General features: G+C 70.8%; 17 protein-coding genes. 4 read left to right on the plus strand and 13 right to left on the minus strand.

Annotation, left to right across the window (positions count from 1 at the left end; genetic code table 11):
• Positions 1 to 105: 105 nt before the first annotated feature.
• The 5 genes from SM452_RS28420 to SM452_RS28440 all read right to left on the minus strand — a co-directional run bounded on the left by SM452_RS28420 (position 106) and on the right by SM452_RS28440 (position 5,430).
• A complete protein-coding gene (locus SM452_RS28420; protein WP_262015089.1) occupies positions 106 to 1,173 on the minus strand; it encodes a lytic polysaccharide monooxygenase auxiliary activity family 9 protein in 1,068 nt (355 codons plus the stop codon).
• Between the two features lie 185 nt (positions 1,174 to 1,358).
• A complete protein-coding gene (urtE, locus tag SM452_RS28425) occupies positions 1,359 to 2,051 on the minus strand; it encodes an urea ABC transporter ATP-binding subunit UrtE (protein ID WP_355511419.1) in 693 nt (230 codons plus the stop codon).
• Positions 2,051 to 2,737 carry an ABC transporter ATP-binding protein gene (locus tag SM452_RS28430; protein WP_355511421.1) on the minus strand — a complete coding sequence of 229 codons (687 nt, stop codon included), beginning with the start codon at positions 2,735 to 2,737 and terminating at the stop codon, positions 2,051 to 2,053. The genes urtE and SM452_RS28430 overlap by 1 nt, the downstream gene beginning before the upstream one ends.
• A 254-nt stretch (positions 2,738 to 2,991) precedes the next feature.
• A complete protein-coding gene (locus tag SM452_RS28435) occupies positions 2,992 to 3,387 on the minus strand; it encodes a hypothetical protein (protein ID WP_463841060.1) in 396 nt (131 codons plus the stop codon).
• Between the two features lie 33 nt (positions 3,388 to 3,420).
• Positions 3,421 to 5,430, minus strand: a complete 2,010-nt coding sequence (locus tag SM452_RS28440) for a hypothetical protein (RefSeq protein ID WP_463841061.1) — start codon at positions 5,428 to 5,430, stop codon at positions 3,421 to 3,423.
• A 278-nt stretch (positions 5,431 to 5,708) separates the two neighbouring features.
• On the opposite strand from SM452_RS28440, the gene SM452_RS28445 reads away from it, so the two are divergent.
• The gene (locus SM452_RS28445) at positions 5,709 to 6,497 is read left to right on the plus strand and encodes an SAM-dependent methyltransferase (protein WP_355511425.1); all 789 of its coding nucleotides are present in this window, start codon (positions 5,709 to 5,711) and stop codon (positions 6,495 to 6,497) included.
• A 33-nt stretch (positions 6,498 to 6,530) separates the two neighbouring features.
• Here SM452_RS28445 and SM452_RS28450 read toward each other — a convergent pair whose 3' ends face one another.
• Positions 6,531 to 7,151, minus strand: coding sequence for a CGNR zinc finger domain-containing protein (locus tag SM452_RS28450; protein WP_463841062.1), 621 nt, complete (start codon positions 7,149 to 7,151; stop codon positions 6,531 to 6,533).
• A gap of 88 nt (positions 7,152 to 7,239) precedes the next feature.
• Here SM452_RS28450 and SM452_RS28455 point away from each other — a divergent pair, with 88 nt between their 5' ends.
• Positions 7,240 to 8,475 carry an MFS transporter gene (locus SM452_RS28455; RefSeq protein ID WP_463841063.1) on the plus strand — a complete coding sequence of 412 codons (1,236 nt, stop codon included), beginning with the start codon at positions 7,240 to 7,242 and terminating at the stop codon, positions 8,473 to 8,475.
• Positions 8,476 to 8,553: 78 nt separating this feature from the next.
• Here SM452_RS28455 and SM452_RS28460 read toward each other — a convergent pair whose 3' ends face one another.
• Complete coding sequence (locus tag SM452_RS28460; RefSeq protein ID WP_463841064.1) at positions 8,554 to 8,853, minus strand: hypothetical protein; 300 nt, start codon at positions 8,851 to 8,853, stop codon at positions 8,554 to 8,556.
• A 35-nt stretch (positions 8,854 to 8,888) separates the two neighbouring features.
• Positions 8,889 to 9,506, minus strand: a complete 618-nt coding sequence (locus tag SM452_RS28465) for a mycothiol-dependent nitroreductase Rv2466c family protein (protein ID WP_355511432.1) — start codon at positions 9,504 to 9,506, stop codon at positions 8,889 to 8,891.
• Between the two features lie 100 nt (positions 9,507 to 9,606).
• On the opposite strand from SM452_RS28465, the gene SM452_RS28470 reads away from it, so the two are divergent.
• Positions 9,607 to 10,542, plus strand: coding sequence for a GntR family transcriptional regulator (locus SM452_RS28470; protein ID WP_463841065.1), 936 nt, complete (start codon positions 9,607 to 9,609; stop codon positions 10,540 to 10,542).
• Positions 10,543 to 10,858: 316 nt separating this feature from the next.
• Here SM452_RS28470 and SM452_RS28475 read toward each other — a convergent pair whose 3' ends face one another.
• The 5 genes from SM452_RS28475 to SM452_RS28495 are packed head-to-tail and all read right to left on the minus strand — an operon-like array spanning position 10,859 to position 15,987.
• On the minus strand, positions 10,859 to 12,403 hold the full coding sequence (locus SM452_RS28475) for a long-chain-fatty-acid--CoA ligase (protein WP_463841066.1): 1,545 nt from the start codon (positions 12,401 to 12,403) through the stop codon (positions 10,859 to 10,861).
• Positions 12,400 to 12,864 carry a MaoC family dehydratase gene (locus tag SM452_RS28480; RefSeq protein ID WP_355511438.1) on the minus strand — a complete coding sequence of 155 codons (465 nt, stop codon included), beginning with the start codon at positions 12,862 to 12,864 and terminating at the stop codon, positions 12,400 to 12,402. Before SM452_RS28480 ends, SM452_RS28475 begins: the two co-directional genes overlap by 4 nt.
• On the minus strand, positions 12,861 to 14,033 hold the full coding sequence (locus tag SM452_RS28485; RefSeq protein ID WP_116507000.1) for an acyl-CoA dehydrogenase family protein: 1,173 nt from the start codon (positions 14,031 to 14,033) through the stop codon (positions 12,861 to 12,863). Before SM452_RS28485 ends, SM452_RS28480 begins: the two co-directional genes overlap by 4 nt.
• 32 nt (positions 14,034 to 14,065) lie before the next feature.
• A complete protein-coding gene (locus tag SM452_RS28490) occupies positions 14,066 to 14,824 on the minus strand; it encodes an SDR family NAD(P)-dependent oxidoreductase (protein WP_216933207.1) in 759 nt (252 codons plus the stop codon).
• Positions 14,825 to 14,838: 14 nt separating this feature from the next.
• Complete coding sequence (locus SM452_RS28495) at positions 14,839 to 15,987, minus strand: acyl-CoA dehydrogenase family protein (RefSeq protein WP_174533219.1); 1,149 nt, start codon at positions 15,985 to 15,987, stop codon at positions 14,839 to 14,841.
• 91 nt (positions 15,988 to 16,078) lie between these two features.
• On the opposite strand from SM452_RS28495, the gene SM452_RS28500 reads away from it, so the two are divergent.
• Complete coding sequence (locus SM452_RS28500) at positions 16,079 to 16,744, plus strand: TetR/AcrR family transcriptional regulator (RefSeq protein ID WP_463841067.1); 666 nt, start codon at positions 16,079 to 16,081, stop codon at positions 16,742 to 16,744.
• Positions 16,745 to 16,982 lie beyond the last annotated feature (238 nt).

The following is a 16,982-nucleotide window of genomic DNA, read 5'->3' on the forward strand; positions in this document are numbered from 1 at the left end:
CCTGTACTTCTTGTTGTGTCCTCACCTCCGCGCGGTTCCTGTGGGTGGCGGTGGGGCCGGCCGGTGGGGTGGCGCTCCCCCCGCCCCACCACCGCAGATGCGCTGTTACCGAGCGGTGCAGGTGAGGGTGGGTGTGGAGTTGGTGCCGTTCCAGGAGGCGTTGAAGCCGAAGCTGGTGGTGGCGTTGGCGCTCAGCGAACCGTTGTAGGCGACGTTCGACGCGGTGACCGACGAACCGCTCGAGGTGACCGTCGCGTTCCAGGCGTTGGTGATGCTCTGGCCGTTGGGCCAGGTCCACGCCACAGTCCATCCGGAGATGGCGGCGTTGCCGGCCCGGACGGTGACGTCGGCGCCGAAGCCACCGGACCACTCGCTGGTCTTGCGGAAGGTGGCGGTGCAGGCACCGTTGCCCGCCGGCGGCGGCGTGGTGGGCGGCGGAGTCGTCGGCGGCGGCGTGGTGGGCGGCGGCGTGGTGGGCGGCGGGGTCGTCGGCGGCGGGGTGCCACCACCGCCGAAGATCACGTCACTGCAGAGGTAGTACGGCTGGTCGAGGTGGGATGCCTGCCAGATGGTGTAGACGACGTGCCGCCCGGTGCGGTTGCCCGCGTTCACCTGCGCCTCGTAGAGCCCGGTGGTCGGGTAGCTGCCGGTGCGCAGCACCAGTTCGAGGCTGTTCCAGGTGAGGGGCTGGGTGGTCGGGTCGAAGCCCTGCTTGGTGATGTAGATCAACATGTAGTCGGCACCGTGCTTGGCGCCGTCGGTCAGCGTCAGCGTGAAGTTGTTCGGCATCGGCTTCGCGGTCCACGCGCCGACCGCGTCGAGCGAGGCGTACAGGCCGTTCTGGGTGCGACCGCCGCTGCACAGCTGCCCGTCCGGCACGGCGGCCTGGTGGTTGCCGCCGACGTTCTCGCGGTACAGGCCGTTCCAGTTCCACATCGTGTTCGGGTTGGCCTGCCACGCCTGCCAGCACATCGGGTCGGTCTGGGCCATCGTGGGGTTGAGGTGGTCGGAACCCCAGCGCTCGTAACATCCGTAGTTGCGTGACGGCGGGTTGGTGACCGATCCGTGCGCCGAGGCCGGAACGGCGTGATTGACGACGACCATCGTGAACGAGGCGACGAGAACTGCGACCGCGCCCAGTCCCAGACGGCGTGCTGTCCGTGAGATTCTCATGATGCTCCAGTGGATGCGCCGGCGCCCAGTGGCCCTCGCTGGGTGCCCACCCCGGAGAAGGTGACGCCGATCGATTCAAGCCGTCCCAGGGGTGGACGGCACTGCTGCCCAGCAGCGCTTGGCGACTCCCAGCCACGATGTTAGTAAAGACGGCTGTCAATGTAAATCGATACCGACGTATCGGGTCAGACCGCGAGGGCCGCGCGTACCTCCCGCTCCGCCTCGACTCCCCCGTCGCCGTGCGAGGTGACCCGGCCGGATTCGAGGACGTGGTAGCGGTTCGCCACCCGCAGCGCGAACCCGAGGTGCTGCTCGACGAGCAGCACGCTGAAGCCGGACTGCCGGGTCAGCTCGACGATCCGCTCCTGGATCTCGGCGACCACCGACGGCTGGATGCCCTCGGTCGGCTCGTCGAGCATGAGCAGCCGCGGCCGGGTGATCAACGCGCGGGCGACGGCGAGTTGCTGACGCTGACCACCGGAGAGCAGTCCGGCGCGCCGCCGCAGCAGCGGACGCAGCGCCGGGAACAGGTCCAGCACCTCCGCCGTCGCCACCGCGCCGTCGCGCCGGGCGTCGGCGACGAGGCGCAGGTTCTCCGCCGCCGTCAGGTGCGGGAAGCACTGCTGGCCCTGCGGGACGTACGCCATGCCGCGCGTCACCCGCTCGTGCGGCGCGAGACGGGTGACGTCCTCGCCGTCCAGCTCGACGGTGCCCGCGGTCGGCCGCAGCAGGCCCGCCGCGACCCGCAGCAGGGTGCTCTTGCCGGCGCCGTTGTGCCCGAGCACCGCGGCCACCCCGTCGGGCGGGACGGCGAGGTCCACGCCGTGCAGCACCCGGGAACGCCCGTATCCGGCGTGCACCCCGCGCAGGGTCAGCATCATTCCTCCAGACCGCTGGGGACCGGCCCGGCGTCGACCGGGTGGCCGAGGTAGACCTCCTGCACGCGCGGGTCCGCCTGGACCTGCGCAACAGTGCCCTCGCTGAGCACCTTCCCCGCGTGCAGCACTGTGACGCTGCGCGCGAAGCGACGCAGGAAGTCCATGTCGTGCTCGATCACCACCACCGTGCGGTCCCGGCTCACCGTCTCCAGCAGGGCGCCCGTGGCGTCGCGCTCCTCGTGGCTCATCCCGGCGACCAGCTCGTCGAGCAGCAGCAGCCGCGCGTCCTGCACCAGCAGCATGCCGATCTCCAGCCACTGCTTCTGGCCGTGCGCGAGCGTCCCGGCGAGCTGGTCGGCCCGGCCGGTCAGCCCGATGGTCTCCAGCGCGGCGGCCACCTCGTCGGGGATCCCCCGCCGGCGCCGGGCCAGGGTGGCCCAGCTCCGGCGGGCGCCCGCGGCGATGTCGAGGTTCTGCACGACCGACAGCTCCTCGAAGACCGCCGACGTCTGGAACGTCCGGCCGATGCCGAGCCGGCTGATCCGGTGCACCGGGCGGCCCAGCAGCTCTTGGTCGCCGAAGCGCACCGAGCCGGTGGCCCGCACCAGACCGGTGATCGCGTCGACCACTGTGGTCTTGCCGGCGCCGTTCGGCCCGATCAGGAACCGGATGTCACCGGCGGGCACGGTGTCGGTCGGATGCGGACCGCACCGCCCACCGCTTCAGCCGACCGTAGAGGATCGCCACCGGCGGGGGCAACAGTGTGCTCGGCATGAGGGATCGAGCCCTGCCGGCGAAAACGCAGACGGTGCGCGCTGAAGCCGATCTCAGCGCGCACCGTGAGCCTGTGGGTCGTGTCCCCGATCCCGTGCACGCCATGCCGATGACGGGGCGTCCGGTCGATGTGCGGGCCGGCTGGCGGAGGCCGACCGCAGGCGGGCTACAGGTTGTTGATTCGTGCCAGCAGCTCTGCCTCGGTCAGGTTCTCCAGGACCGCGTCCTGCTTGCGGCCCAGGACCGCCAGCAGCTTCTCCTTCTCCAGCTTCCTGGCCGCCGCCGCCTTCGCCGCCTGGTCCTCCGCGAGGCGGACGGCGATGACGTGCTTGACGACCTCCAGCTTGGTTTCCAGGGTCGCCTTGGCCGGATTGGCCTCGGTGGCCACGAACGACTCGGTGTCGACGGCCTTGAGGTCGGCGTTGACCGCCTTGGCCACGTCATCGAGGCTGAAACCGGACTTGGCGGTCAGCGGAAGCTCCCACAACTGTTCCGTGGTCAGCAGTCCCTTGGCCGACGGATAGCGGAACTTCTCCCGCGTGGCCTTCTCAAAAATGGTCACGGTGGCCTCTCTCCCCGATGTCGGGGTGGGGAATCAGAACTGGATGCTGACGAGGCGGCGCCGGCCGCCGGTCATGGCCACCTTGGCGACCACGGAGTTGCGGACCGTGGAGCTGAAGCCGAGGCCGGAAAGCTGATCCGGAGACGGCTCGCACTTGGTGCGGTCGCCGAGAACCTCGAACACCTTGCGGTGCGGTTGCAGGTCGCCGCGGAGGAACTCGTTGTAGATCCCCCGCGTCGGCTGGTCGTTCACGCACCCCTTCAGGATGAAGAAGTAGTGCCGGTTGCCGACCTCGTTGTCGTCGAAGTAGTTCGGCGAGTACATGATGGTGGATACCGGCACGAACTGTTCGGTGGTGATGCCCCACAGCTCCTTGCCCGCGTTGCCCGCCTGCACGTCCTTACCCGGACGGAAAGCGGTGATCACACCGTCGGTAACCGTCATCCGGCCCACCTCGACGGTCTCCTTGTGGCCGACCGCGCGCTCGTGGCGGTAATGCTCGATCTTCCCGTTGCTCTCGGTCTCGATCACGAAGCCGACCTGGGTGCTGTCCCGCTTGCGGTACTGGTTCACCTCGATCCGGTACTCGCCGTCGGGGACACGGTCGGTCCAGGTGACGTTCTCCACCGGCTCGCGCGAGAGGGGCCCACTGGCATTCATGTCGACGTCCAGCTTGTTGCGCTTCTCCTGGTACCAGATGTGGTCGCCGTTGGGTTCGAACACGTGCAGGTCGAGGTCGTCGTGGTTGAACCAGGACAGGCTCACCCGCAGCTTGCCGTTGACGTTGCCGCCGGCCCGCTTGACCTTCTCCCGGATCGAGTCGGTGACGTTGCCGCCGTACGACCAGCCGAAATCGTTGTCCCACTTGAACAATCGCGGAGCAGCCGGGTGCCGGCCGGTCGTGAGGCTGACGAAGTGCGGCTCGTAGCTGTTGGCGACCCACAGGTCGATGGTGGTGGCGCCGGGCAGGATGTCCTTCATGAAGGAGACCACGGGAACCTCCTCCGGCTTCGCCTCGCGAAGGCGCGCACCTGCCGACTTCGTGGTGGCGGCCTGCATGAGAAGCCCTTCGATGCCGTCCTTCATCAGCGGCTGTGTGTCGTTGTCGACCCACAGCACGTTGGTGACCGACACGTCGGACAGCCGGGCGAACCGTCGCTGCAACGACTCCTCGATGCCCAGCTCGTCAATGGTCTTCATGGCAGCCTTGACCATGGCCGGGGTGATCAACGCGGTGGGGCGCTGGTAGTTCTGCGGTGCCACCTTCGTCTCGAACGACCGGACCGCCTGCTCCAGGTCGACGCCCGCGGAGAGATCCTGGACGAGGGTGCCGATCACCGTGTTGCGCAAGCGTGCCGCCGGGTTCATGGCGTTGGCGAAGACGAAGGCCCGTCCGTCGGTCGCCTCCGTCCACCGGTTCCGCAGCGACCGGAACTCGGTCACCGCCGGACGATGCTCCGTGCCGCGGTAGAGGGCGTTGTCGTCGATCAGGTCGACCACGGTGTCCAGAGCGTGCCGGGTCAGCTCGGCCAGGCCACGCTGGAAGACCTGCACCGCGGCGTCGAAGTTGCCCTGTGCCGCGCCGACGTCTTCGATGCGATGCCGCTCTTCCACCCGGCCGTGCAGGTGGTGCCACACCTCGACCTGGCCGTCGCGCAGCGTCCGGGTGGTCTTCGTCCCGTACTGCGCCTGACTGGACCGGAAGATGGTGGACAACGGCAGCGAGAGAACGAACTCGTCCAGCGCGGCGGCGACGACGGAGAAGACCGGGTCGGAGGCCGACACCCCGGACCAGACGGTACGAACCCGCCCGTCGTGGATCTGGACGACGTTGCCGAAGTGCTTGATGAAACCGCGGCAGGTCGAGCAGTCGTACTCGGATCGCTCACGGAACCGCAGGTTGGTGCCGGCGGGGAAGGATTCGAGATAGGCGAGCCAGAGGGAGTCCCGGTCGAGGCCGTCGCCGACGGTGTACAACTCATCCCTGGACATGGTGGACAGACGTGAATTCACGTCCGCCACGAAATGCTGGAAACCGCTCACCGATTCATCCCCCTTGATCGCCGGAGATCCTACGGAGCGAACGCCCATCGGAAAAACGCGTTCCCGCCTTTCCGCCCGTCGTGGACGCCCTGCCGAACGTCGTCGGGTGTCTGCGGTGAAGCGCGGGCGCTGCCCGGCCAAGGCCGCGTGGCAGGCGCGGTTCTCCGGGCTCGGGAATGGTGGCGGTGAGGTGCGGGCACGGCGGTCCGTCGCGCAGGCCGAGGGCGATGCGCCCAGCCGGGCAGCGCGGAACGGGCCCATCGACGGACACTTGTGTCATGGACCTCACCCCGGATCTCGACACGCCCAGCCCTGCGCGGGTCTACGACTACTTCCTCGGCGGGTCGCACAACTTCGCCGCGGACCGCGCGCTGGCGGCCCGCATGGAGCAGGCCATGCCCGACATCGGGCACATCATGCGGGCCAACCGCGCGTTCCTGCGCCGCGCGGTCCGCGCGCTGGTCGACGCGGGCATCCGGCAGTTCCTCGACCTCGGCTCCGGCATCCCCACGGTCGGCAACGTGCACGAGGTCGCCGGCCAGGCCGCCCCGGACACCGTCGTCGCGTACGTCGACATCGACCCCGTGGCGTACAACCACAGCCGACGCCTCCTGGCCGACGACCCCCGGGCCGTGGTGCTGCACGCCGACCTCACCCGGCCCGACGCCGTCCTCGACGACCCGACACTGCACGACGTGCTCGACCTCGACCGGCCGGTCGCGGTACTGCTGGTCGGCGTGCTGCATCAGCTCACCACCGACCCGGCGCCGATCATCGCCCGCTACCGCGACCGGCTCGCACCGGGCAGCTATCTCGCCCTGTCACACGCCTCCTCCGACGAACGTTCCGACGCGCTGGCGCTACGCGACACCTACAACCAGGGGTACGCCAACACCGCCCGGATGACCCTGCGCAGCCGGTCCGAGATCGAACGGCTCTTCACCGGCTACACCCTCATTCCGCCAGGGCTGGTGCAGCTGCCCGAGTGGCGGCCCGACTGGCCGGTCGACCCGGACGAGGACCCCCGCCGCTTCTCCACCTACTGCGGGGTGGGCCGGCTCGACTGACCAGCCGAACCGCCGGATCGTGACAGGCCAGCCTCAGCTCGTCGTGCGGGTGCGTCGCGCCGCGACGTAGCGGCGCATCTTCTCGGACGTTCCGCAGTCGTCCATGTTGCACCAGCGGCGACTGCGGTTCTTGCTCTCGTCGTGGAAGAGAAAGCGACAGCCGCCGCATCCCTTGATCCGGTTCAGTGCGCCCGTGGTGAGGAGCTGGACCGCCGCGTGCACCACCGGCCGCAGCGGCCGGGCAAGGGTCAGGTCGTCCCGCCAGGTCCATCCGAACGTACGCCCTTGATCGAGTCGTGCGTGGCCGAGCGCGTCCGCTTCGTCGTCTCGCAGACGGGCCAGGACGGACGTGCCCGGGCTGCGATCGGCGGCCACCGCCCGGAACACCTCGTCGAGATCGTCGCGGATGCGCAGCGATCGGGCGAAGGCGGTCTGAGAGCCGGCCGGGTCATCGTGTGACAGCCGCCGCAACGCCTCCGCCTCCGGCTCGCTGAGCGCACCCGCGTACACGTTCCAGGCAACCAGTTCGGGGTAGCCGGTCAGCACGTCGCCGTCCGGAGCTCCGACGGGCGGACCGGTACGGGTGTTGACGAAGTCCAGCGCGAGATTGCCGCCCACCAGGCGCACCCGCTTCACACCCTCGAGTGTTTCCATCGAAACCCACTTTACCAGTTGACCCGCGTCGACGGGCACCGCTAGCGTGTTGCCACCATAAGCGGTTTTACCGGAAACAGGGGGTCTGATGAGACGCGGACGAGCAGTGGGAGCGCTGATCGGCCTGTCCGGTGGGACGTTCCTCTACACCACCGCCGAGGCGCTGCCGATCGGGCTGCTGCTCCCGATGGCAGTGGACCTCGCCGTCTCGCCGCCGCAGGTGGGAATGCTCGTCACCGCGTACGGCGCGGTGGTGATGGTCGCCTCGGTCCCGTTGACGGCGCTGGTCCGCAGGGTCCCTCGCCGCCGGCTGCTGTCGGCGCTCCTGGCCGGCTTCGTCCTCAGCACCGCCGTCACGGCGCTGACGAGCACCTTCACGCTGCTCCTGATCGCCAGGATGGTCACCGCAACGACCCATGCGCTGTTCTGGGCCGTGGTGGTGCCGGCTGCGGCTGAGCTGTTCCGGCCCGCACTACGCGGGCGGGTCGTCGCGGTCGTGTTCGCCGGCGGCACCGTCGCACTGGCCCTGGGCGTACCCGCAGGCACCTGGCTGGGCGACCGCGCCGGGTGGCGCACCTCGTTCCTGGCGGTGGCCGGGCTCGGCGCGGTGGTGCTCGTCGTGGTGGCCGCGCTGCTGCCCTCGACGCGGCCGGAAGACGGACACGCCGCCCGAGGTGCGACGCCCGACGCCCGACGCTTCTGGCTGCTGGTGGCGATTGCCGTCCTGGCGACCGCCGGCGCCATTGCCGCCTACACCTACGTCGCCCTCTTCGTCACCGAGGTCAGCGGATTCCCTGCGGCATCAGTCGGGGCCATCCTGTTCGTGCGTGGCATCGCCAGCGTCCTCGGCATCCTCGCCGTCGGCGTACTGCTGGACCGCAGCCCGTGGCTCGCTCTCCGCACGACCGTCGCACTGCAATCGGCAGCACTGCTCGGCCTGCACACGTTCGGCCAACGGCCGTCGGTGTCCGTCGGCCTGATCGCACTGGCCGGACTGGCGTTCGCCGCGTTCACCGCGACGCTCGGCGGCCTCGTCCTGCAGGTGGCCCCCGGGCGCTCCGACCTCGCCGCCGCCGCGGTCTCCGCCGCGGTCAACGTCGGCATCACCGCCGGCGCGTTCGTCGGCGGCCTGACCCTGCCGAGCCACGGTGTGCGCGCCACGGTGCTGATCGGCGCCCTGCTCGGCGTAGCCGCCCTGGTGCTGGCTCTCGGCGAACGAACCATCCGGCCCACGCTCCGCATCAGCGGCGGTGCGGACTCTCGTCACGCAAGCGCCGGTGGGGGTACATCCAGTTCCTCGGCCAGCCGGCCCACCCGCGTCTAGGCCAGGGCTACCGGCGCCGCCGCCGGGGCGGGCCACGGCGGTCGACGCCGGAGCCGTCGGGGCTGAGCAACGGCATGTTCAGATGCATGACGCGTTCAGCATCATGATCAGGGCGTACGGACGGTCCCGCAGCACGTCCAGCCGCCGCTGCGAAGGCCGCGCCGTGTCCGTCGGCACCACCTCGGGTAGCCGGGCGCACCGCCCGCAGGCCCAGCGCGACCGGCTGCGCACCTGTCGCTGGCGCAGCTCGTTGATGCCGCGACGTGGTGCCGCCCCGGTCAGCTTGCCGGGATCGAGGCAGCCAGCAAGCTGGCGCCCAAGTCCCTCGCCACCCGATACCAGCAGCTCACGACAGAGATCACCGCGATCGAGCAGCACAACGCTCCTCGTCTCGTGGTACGTCGGTCGTGCGATCAGTCGACCCGCGGTCCGCCGGTACGTCCGCGTTTGAGCTCGAAGAAGCCGGGCGTGCCGGAGACCAGCAGTACCCCGTCCCAAAGCCGGCCGGCCTCCTCGCCGCGCGGCACCGGGCTCACCACCGGGCCGAAGAACGCGTTGACCGTGCCGTCCGGCCCGGGCACGTGGATCGCCGGGGTGCCGAGGTCCTCCCCCACCGCGTCGAGCCCGTTGTGGTGGCTCGACCGGAGCGCGTCGTCGTGGTCGGTGGACTCGGCGGCCTCGGCGAAGGCGGGGTCGAGGTCCAGCTCGACCAGCGCGTCGCGGTACAGGTCGGGCCCGATCGGCGTCTTCTCATGGTGGATGCGGTTGCCGAACGCGGTATACAGCTCCCGCAGCACCGGTATGCCGTGCTTCTGCTCGACGGCGGTCAGCACCCGGACCGGGCCGAGGGTGTTCGACAGCCACCGTTCGTACCACGGCTCCAGCCCGTCGCGGCCCTGGTTGAGCAGCCACAGACTCATCACGTGGAAGCGCACCTCCACGTCCCGGACCCGCTCGACCTCCAGCAGCCACCGGGAGGTGTTCCAGGCCCACGGGCACTTCGGATCGAACCACATGTCAACGACGGTCATCGGAGGGTCCTCCTTTCCCACAGTCATTCAAGGCCCGGGAATTGGTGCGAGGAAGCACCGATTCTGACCGTTCTGATTGGGCCAATGTTGGGGCACCGCCGTGGACATCCACGTCGGCCTCGCCGGCCTCGGCGACCGTGCGTCGGGGATCTACCGGCAGCTGCTGGACGCGATCCTGGACGGCCGGCTGCGTCCCGGCGAACGGCTGCCACCCACCCGCGAGCTGGCCCGCCGGCTCGACGTCGCCCGGAACACGGTCCTCGTCGCCTACGCGCGACTGACCGCCGAGGGCCTGGCGGTCGCCCGGGCCGGCGCGGCGACCTTCGTGACCGACGAGCCGGTCGCCCGTGCACGGCCCGACCGGCACCGGCCGCCGGGGTACGCCCCCGGCGCTCTGGGCGTCCGCCGGGTCGGCCCCTGTCGCCGCGCGGCAGCCCGCGTACGACTTTCGGCTGGGCACCCTGGCTCACCTCCGCCTTCGCGCCCCCACCGCATCGAACACACGATCACCGCGATGGCCGCGATGGCCGACGCCCAACCCCTCAGTCATCCACCCACAACGGGCACCGCAGCCCAAGCGATCATCACCGAGTGCGACGCAGACCCAAGCCGAACGCGCCCGCGCCGAAGCCGATCTACGCACCATCGCGAGCACCACCCCACGCCGGATGAGCCGAGGAGAGATCAGGGCCCTCGCCGGCCGACGCGACGCGACCGTCGCATCCCCCGGCTGACGTACGCCGATTCGGTGGATCACGCAGACGGCGGCACATCGAGCAGTTCGAGCCGTGGCGGGTTGGTCGGCGCTGGCCCAGCGGTGCAAGGTGCGTCGATGTCGACGAGGCGGCCTAGCCGTCGAGCGGGTGTACCAGGACGACCTGATCAACAACCATCCGTACACGCCTCGGCGAGCAAGCTGATCCCTGCCCTCGCGCCGACCGGCCGATTCAACGAGGCGCTGCTGCACACCGAGGCCATGTGGGCCGGCTGGTGCCGGGCGGGCCGGCCCCCGCCCCCTGGCTGTGGCTCCCCGTGAGCTTTATAGATCGTGTACCGACCGGACTTGCGGCAGCCCGTCCTCGGTCAGCACGATCGTCACCCGGGGGGTGTCCGGGAGGAGTGCGCCGGGGCCGTCCGGCACGTCCACACGCGGGCCGCTCGGCGGGCACACCTCGGATCGAGGTCGGGGTTGGTCACCGGCTCAGTATTCGACGCCACCGCCGGGACCGCCCGCCGAGCACGACGACGGGCAACCCTCGCCGGCGCGACAGCCGGAGGAAGCGGCCCTCGATGCGCGGCGAGCGCGACGAGGGCCGCGGCCTGGGCGGGTGGCAGCGGACGGCGGGCGGTGGTCAGTCGGGCGGGGCCATCCGGCGACGCAGTTCCCGCTTGAGCACCTTGTGGCTCGGCCCGAGCGGCAGGTCGTCGACATACCGGACCTGCCGCGGGTACTTGTGCCGGCCCAGATGCTCCCGCGACCAGTCGATCATCTCCTGCTCGTCGGGCAGGCCCGGGCCGGCCGGGTCCGCCACCACCACCGCGCAGACCTCCTCGCCGTGACGCGGGTCGGGCACCCCGATCACCGCCACCTGGCCGACCGCCGGGTGCCCGGCAAGGACCTCCTCCACCTCGCGTGGGTAGACGTTGAAGCCACCCCGGATGATCATGTCCTTCTTCCGGTCGATGATGGTGATGAACCCGTCGGCGTCCTTGCGTCCCAGGTCACCGCTACGGAACCAGCCGTCCACCACCGCCTCCGCGGTCGCCTCGGGCCGCCCCAGGTAACCGGCGAAGACGTTGTGCCCCCGGATGACGATCTCGCCGAGCTCTCCGGTCGGCAACAGCTCGATCCGCTCGTCCACCTCCGCGCGGGCGATCTCCACCTCCACGCCCCACACCGGGTGCCCGATGGTCCCGGCGCGGGTGCCGAAGTGCGGCTGGTTGGTGGTGGCGGTGGGTGAGGTCTCGGAGAGCCCGTACCCTTCGAAGACCGTCGTCTGGAAGGCGGCGTGGAACCGTTCCAGCACGGCCACCGGCAGCGACGCCCCGCCGGAGACGCAGAGCCGCAGCCGGGGCAGGTCGTCCCGGTCCCGGGCGGCATCGAGCAGCGCCACGTACATGGTGGGCACGCCGTGGAAGGCGTCCACCCCCTCACGCAGCATCAGGTCGATGGCGGCCGGCCCGGTGAACCGGCTCAGCAGCACCAGCGTCGCGCCGATCCGGAAGGTGCCGTTCATCGCCACCGTCTGGCCGAAGCTGTGGAACAGCGGCAGGCAGCCGAGCACTACGTCCGTCCTGCGCGCGTCGTTGGCGTCGAAGACGTTCACGGTGGCGTTCATGACCAGGTTGAGGTGGGTGAGCACGGCGCCCTTGGGCACCCCGGTGGTGCCGCTGGTGTAGAGCACCACCGCCGGGTCCTCCGCCGACCGGGTGACGTACGACGGCAGCGGTGGCAGCGGGTGGCTCAGCTCCTCCAGCCGGGGCGCGACCGCGCCGGCGGCCGCCGGCCCGACGGTCACCAGCGGCACGCCGGCCGCCGCCGCGGCGGCGGCGCCCAGGGCGAGCTGGGAGCTGTGGCACACCAGCAGCTTCGTGCCGCTGTCGGTCAGCACGTGCGCTGCTTCGTCCACGGTCAGCAGCAGGTGCACCGGGACGAGCACCGCGCCGGCGGCGAGGGCCCCGTAGTAGACCCGGGGGAAGTCCACCACGTTCGGGGCCAGCAGGGCCACCTTGTCGCCGGGGCCGACCCCCCGCTCGCGCAGCCCGGCGGCGTAGCTGCGCGCCTCCAGCCACAGCTCGGCGTACGTCACCCGGGTGTCGCCGTCGACCACGGCGACGGTGTCGGCGTGCCGGCGGGCGGACTCGGCCAGCACCATGGCCAGCGACAGCGCGGTCATCGGGTCACGCCCCGCACCAGGCGGCTGACCGTCTCGGCGACGCAGACCGGCTTGCCGCCGGCGTCGCTCTCCACCGTGACCGCGGTGACCACCTGCACGCCGCCGTCCACGGGTGACACCTCGGCCAGGGTCGCGGTGGCGCGGACCGCGCTGCCGACCCGGAGCGGGGCCGGGAAGCGCACCCGGTTGAGGCCGTAGTTGACCCCCATGGCCACCCCCTCGACCCGGTAAAGACCACCGGCCAGCGCCGGCAGCAGGGACAACGTGAGGTAGCCGTGCGCGATGGTGCCGCCGAACGGGCCGGCCGCGGCCCGTCGCGGGTCGATGTGGATCCACTGGCGGTCGTCGGTGGCGTCGGCGAACCGGTCGACCCGTTGCTGGTCGATCCGGAACCAGGGGCCGGGGCCCAAGGTCTCACCGGTCGCCTCGGCCAACTCCTCGATGGACGCGAAGACCCTCATGCCAGGTGCCCTCCCAGCTTCGTGTAGCCGCGCAGCAGGTCGCGGGAGATGATCAGTCGCTGCATCTCGTCGGTGCCCTCGAAGATCCGGTAGAGCCGGACCTGCCGGTACCAGCGTTCGATCGGCAGCTCGCGGGTGTAGCCCATGCCACCGTGGATCTGCAGGACGCGGTCGACCACCCGATTGACCATGCCCGCGCCGTAAAGCTTCGCCATCGAAGAGGCGTGCCGCGGGTCCATGCCCTGCTCGACGGTCCAGGCGGCGCGCAGGATCAGCCAGCGGGCCGCCTCCAGCTCGGTCTCCGAGTCGGCGATCATCCACTGGATGGCCTGGTTGGTGCCGATCTTCGCGCCGAAGGTCTCCCGGGTGTTGGCGTAGTCGATGGCCATCGACAACGCCCGCTCGGCGATGCCGACGGCGTGCGACGGGATAATGTAGCGACCCTTGCCGATCCACTCCATGCCGAGGCTGAAGCCCTGCCCGGGCTCGCCGAGGATGTTGCGCCCGGGCACCCGGACGTCGTCGAAGACCAGCGAGGCGGGGCCACCCTCGCCCATCGTCTGGATGAACTCCGAGCGCCAGCCCATCGACCGGTCCACCAGGAACGCGGTGGCGCCGCCGTGGCGGGCGCCCTTCTCCCGGTCGGTCACCGCGATCACGATGGCGAAGTCGGCGTCGTGGCCGCCGGTGATGAAGGTCTTCTCGCCGTTGAGGATCCAGTCGTCGCCGTCGCGGCGGGCGCTGAGCTTGATGTTGGCCGCGTCGGAGCCGGCGCCGGGCTCGGTGATCGCGAAGCAGCTGCGCCGCTCCCCCTCGATGGTCGGGACCAGGTATTCGCGCTTCTGCTCGTCATTGGCGTGGAACAGGATGTTGTCCGCCTCGCCGCCGAACCGGAACGGCACGAACGAGCGGCCGAGTTCGGTCCAGATCAGGGACTGGGTGACGGCCGGCAGGTCCATGCCGCCGTACTCCTCCGGGGTGGCCAGCCCCCAGAACCCGAACTTGCGCGCCTTGAGCTGCAACTCGCGCAGCTCGCTGTGCTCCAGTCCGGGCCGGTGCGCCCGTTCCCGCCGCAGCAGCTCCTGCTCCAGCGGCATGACCTCCCTGGTGATGAAGTCGCGGGCGGTGTCGCGGATCGCCCGCTCGGTGTCCGAAAGCGCGAAGTCCATGTCCCCTCCGGGTGCTGGTCCGCCGGCGCGCCTCAGCGCGCGCCGCCGTTGACGTACAGGGTCTGTCCGCTGACGTACGACGCGTCGTCGCTGGCCAGGAAGGCGATCACCGAAGCGATCTCGGTCGGCTGGGCGACCCGGCGCAGCGGGGTGTGCTCGGCGACCGTCCGCTGATGCTCCTCCGGGCTGCTGCCGACCCGCTGCGCGGTGGCGGCGGTCATCGCGGTGGCCACGTAGCCCGGGGCGACGGCGTTGACCGTGACGTTGTACGGGCCGAGTTCGATGGCGAGGGTGGCCGTCAGACCCTGCACCCCCGCCTTGGCCGCCGCGTAGTTGACCTGGCCCCGGTTGCCGAGGGCGGAGCGGCTGCTGAGGTTGACGATCCGGCCGTAGCGGGCCGCGACCATGTGCTGTTGGGCGGCCTGGCAGCAGAGGAACATGCTGGTCAGGTTGGTGGTCAGCACCGCCTCCCAGTGTGGCAGGGGCATCTTGAACAGCAGGTCGTCGCGGGTGATGCCGGCGTTGTTCACCAGCACGTGCAACCCGCCGTACGCCTGCACCACCCGGTCGCTCATCGCGGCCACCGCCGCGGGGTCGGTCACGTCGCAGCCGATGCCGACGGCCCGGCCGCCGGCCGCGGTGATCTCGTCGGCGACCGCCCGGCTGCGCTCCTCGTCGAGGTCGACCACGGCGACGGCGGCGCCCTCGGCGGCAAGCCGGTGCGCGGTCGCCGCGCCGATGCCCTGCCCGGCGCCGGTGACGACGGCCACCCGGTCGGCGAATCTGGTCACGGTTCTCCCCTTTGCTAGAAGGCGTTGACGCCGGTGAGCGCGCGCCCGATGAGCAGCTGCTGGATCTGGCTGGTGCCCTCGTAGAGGGTGGCGACCCGGGCGTCGCGCAGGTACTTGCCGACCGGGTACTCGTCGATGTAGCCGTACCCGCCGAAGACCTGGACGGCGTTGTTGGCCGCCCGGACCGCTGCCTCGCTGGCGAAGAGCTTGGCCATCGAGGCCTCGGTGGCGAACGCCTCGCCCCGGTCCACGAGGTCGGCCACCCGCCACACCAGCAGCCGGGCGGCGGCGGTGTCCACGGCGATGGCGGCGAGCAACTGCTGCACCAGCTGGTGCCCGGCGATCGGCTTGCCGAACTGGGTGCGCTGCCCGGCGTAGCCGACCGCCGCGTCGAGGCAGCCCTGGGCGATGCCGACGCAGCCGGCGGCCACCGACATCCGGCCCTTGGCCAGGGTGGCCAGGGCCAGCCGGAAACCGCCGCCGGCCGGGCCGAGGCGCGCCGAGTCGGGCACCCGGACGGCGTCGAAACGCAGCTCACCGGTTGCCTGCCCGCGCAGCCCGAGCTTGCCGTGGATCTCCCTCCGGGTGAGCCCGGCGACGTTGGTGGGCACCAGAAACGCGCTGATGCCACGGTGTCCGGGTCCGCCGGTGCGGGCGAAGAGCAGGACCACGTCGGCCACGGTGCCGTTGGTGATGAACGTCTTCGCGCCGGTGATCAGCCAGTCGCCGCCGTCGCGGGTCGCCCGGGTGGTCAGCGCGGCCGCGTCCGAGCCGCTGTCCGGTTCGGTCAGGGCGAAGCAGCCGAGCGCGGTGCCGGCGCAGAGCCGGGGCAGCCACTCGGCCCGCTGCGCGGCGGACCCGTGCGCGGCGATGGCCTTGGCGACCAGCCCGAGCGACACCGAGACGATGCCCCGGACGGCGGAGTCGCCCCGGCCGAGCTCCTCCAGCACCAGGCAGTAGGAGAGGTGGTCGCCGCCCGACCCGCCGTCTTCCTCGGGGATGGTCAGCCCGAGGAAGCCCAGCCGGCCGAGCTTGTCCACGATCTCCGGGTCGACCGACTCACGCCGATCCCAGGCCGCGGCGTGCGGAACCACCTCACGGTCGACGAACTCGGCGGCGAGCTGACGAACCGCCGCCTGCTCCGCGGAGAGCTGAAGGTCCATGCGGCATAAACTAGCGCTGCAAGTTTAAGTACGTCCAGGCCCGGCTGTGGCAGAGTTGCCGCGGGCCGACGAGTGAGCGAGGGAGGCGCGGATGCCCCGGCCGAGGCAGGCGCTGCTCAGCCGGCAGCGGATCGTCGATGCCGCCGCCGCGCTGATCGACGCGGACGGGCTGGAGGCGTTCTCCACCCGCCGGCTCGCTGCCGAACTCGGCGTACGCGGGCCCTCGCTCTACAACCACTTCGCCACCAAGGACGACATTCTCGACGCGGTGGCCGACAGCGTCACCGCCCAGGTGGACGTCTCCTTCTTCGGGCGCCTCGACTGGCGCGAGGCGCTGCGCCGGTGGGGGCACTCGTATCGGGCGGCACTGGCCGCGCACCCGAACATCGTGCCGTACCTGGCCCGCGGGCCGGGCCGGCGGCCAGCGGCGCTGGCGATGGCCGACGCGGTCTACGGCGGGCTCGTCGCTGCAGGCTGGCCGCCCGCGCGCGCGACGCACATCGGCGCGCTGATGCGCTACTTCGTGGCGGGCTCCGCGCTCGGATCGTTCGCCCGTGGCTTCGTCGAGGACCCGGGGTTGTACGGGGAGCGGTACCCGCACCTGACCCAGGCGCACCGGCTCGCCGAGCATCAGCAACGGGTGGACGAGGGCGCCTTCGCGCTCGGCCTCGACGCGCTCATCCATGGGCTCTCCCGCACCTACGAGGAGCACATCGGGCCGATACCACCCCTCCCGCCAGCCGATCCGGGACATTAGAACAAAGCTTCTCAGCGCTAGTTTTCGACCACCGTGAGGGACGCGATGGATCTCGCACGAACCGACATCCGTCTCGACGGAGCGTGGGTCGCCCCCTTCTGCGGACAGACCATCGCGGTGCACAACGCGACCGAGGAGGTGCTACAGAGGTTGAAAGGCTGACGTCCGTCGGCGTGTCTGCGTGATCTGGGTCGATGTGGGCGGTAGGTCGGAGGCATGAGGTATCCGGCTGGTGGTG

Source organism: Micromonospora sp. SYSU B005 (assembly GCF_055362685.1).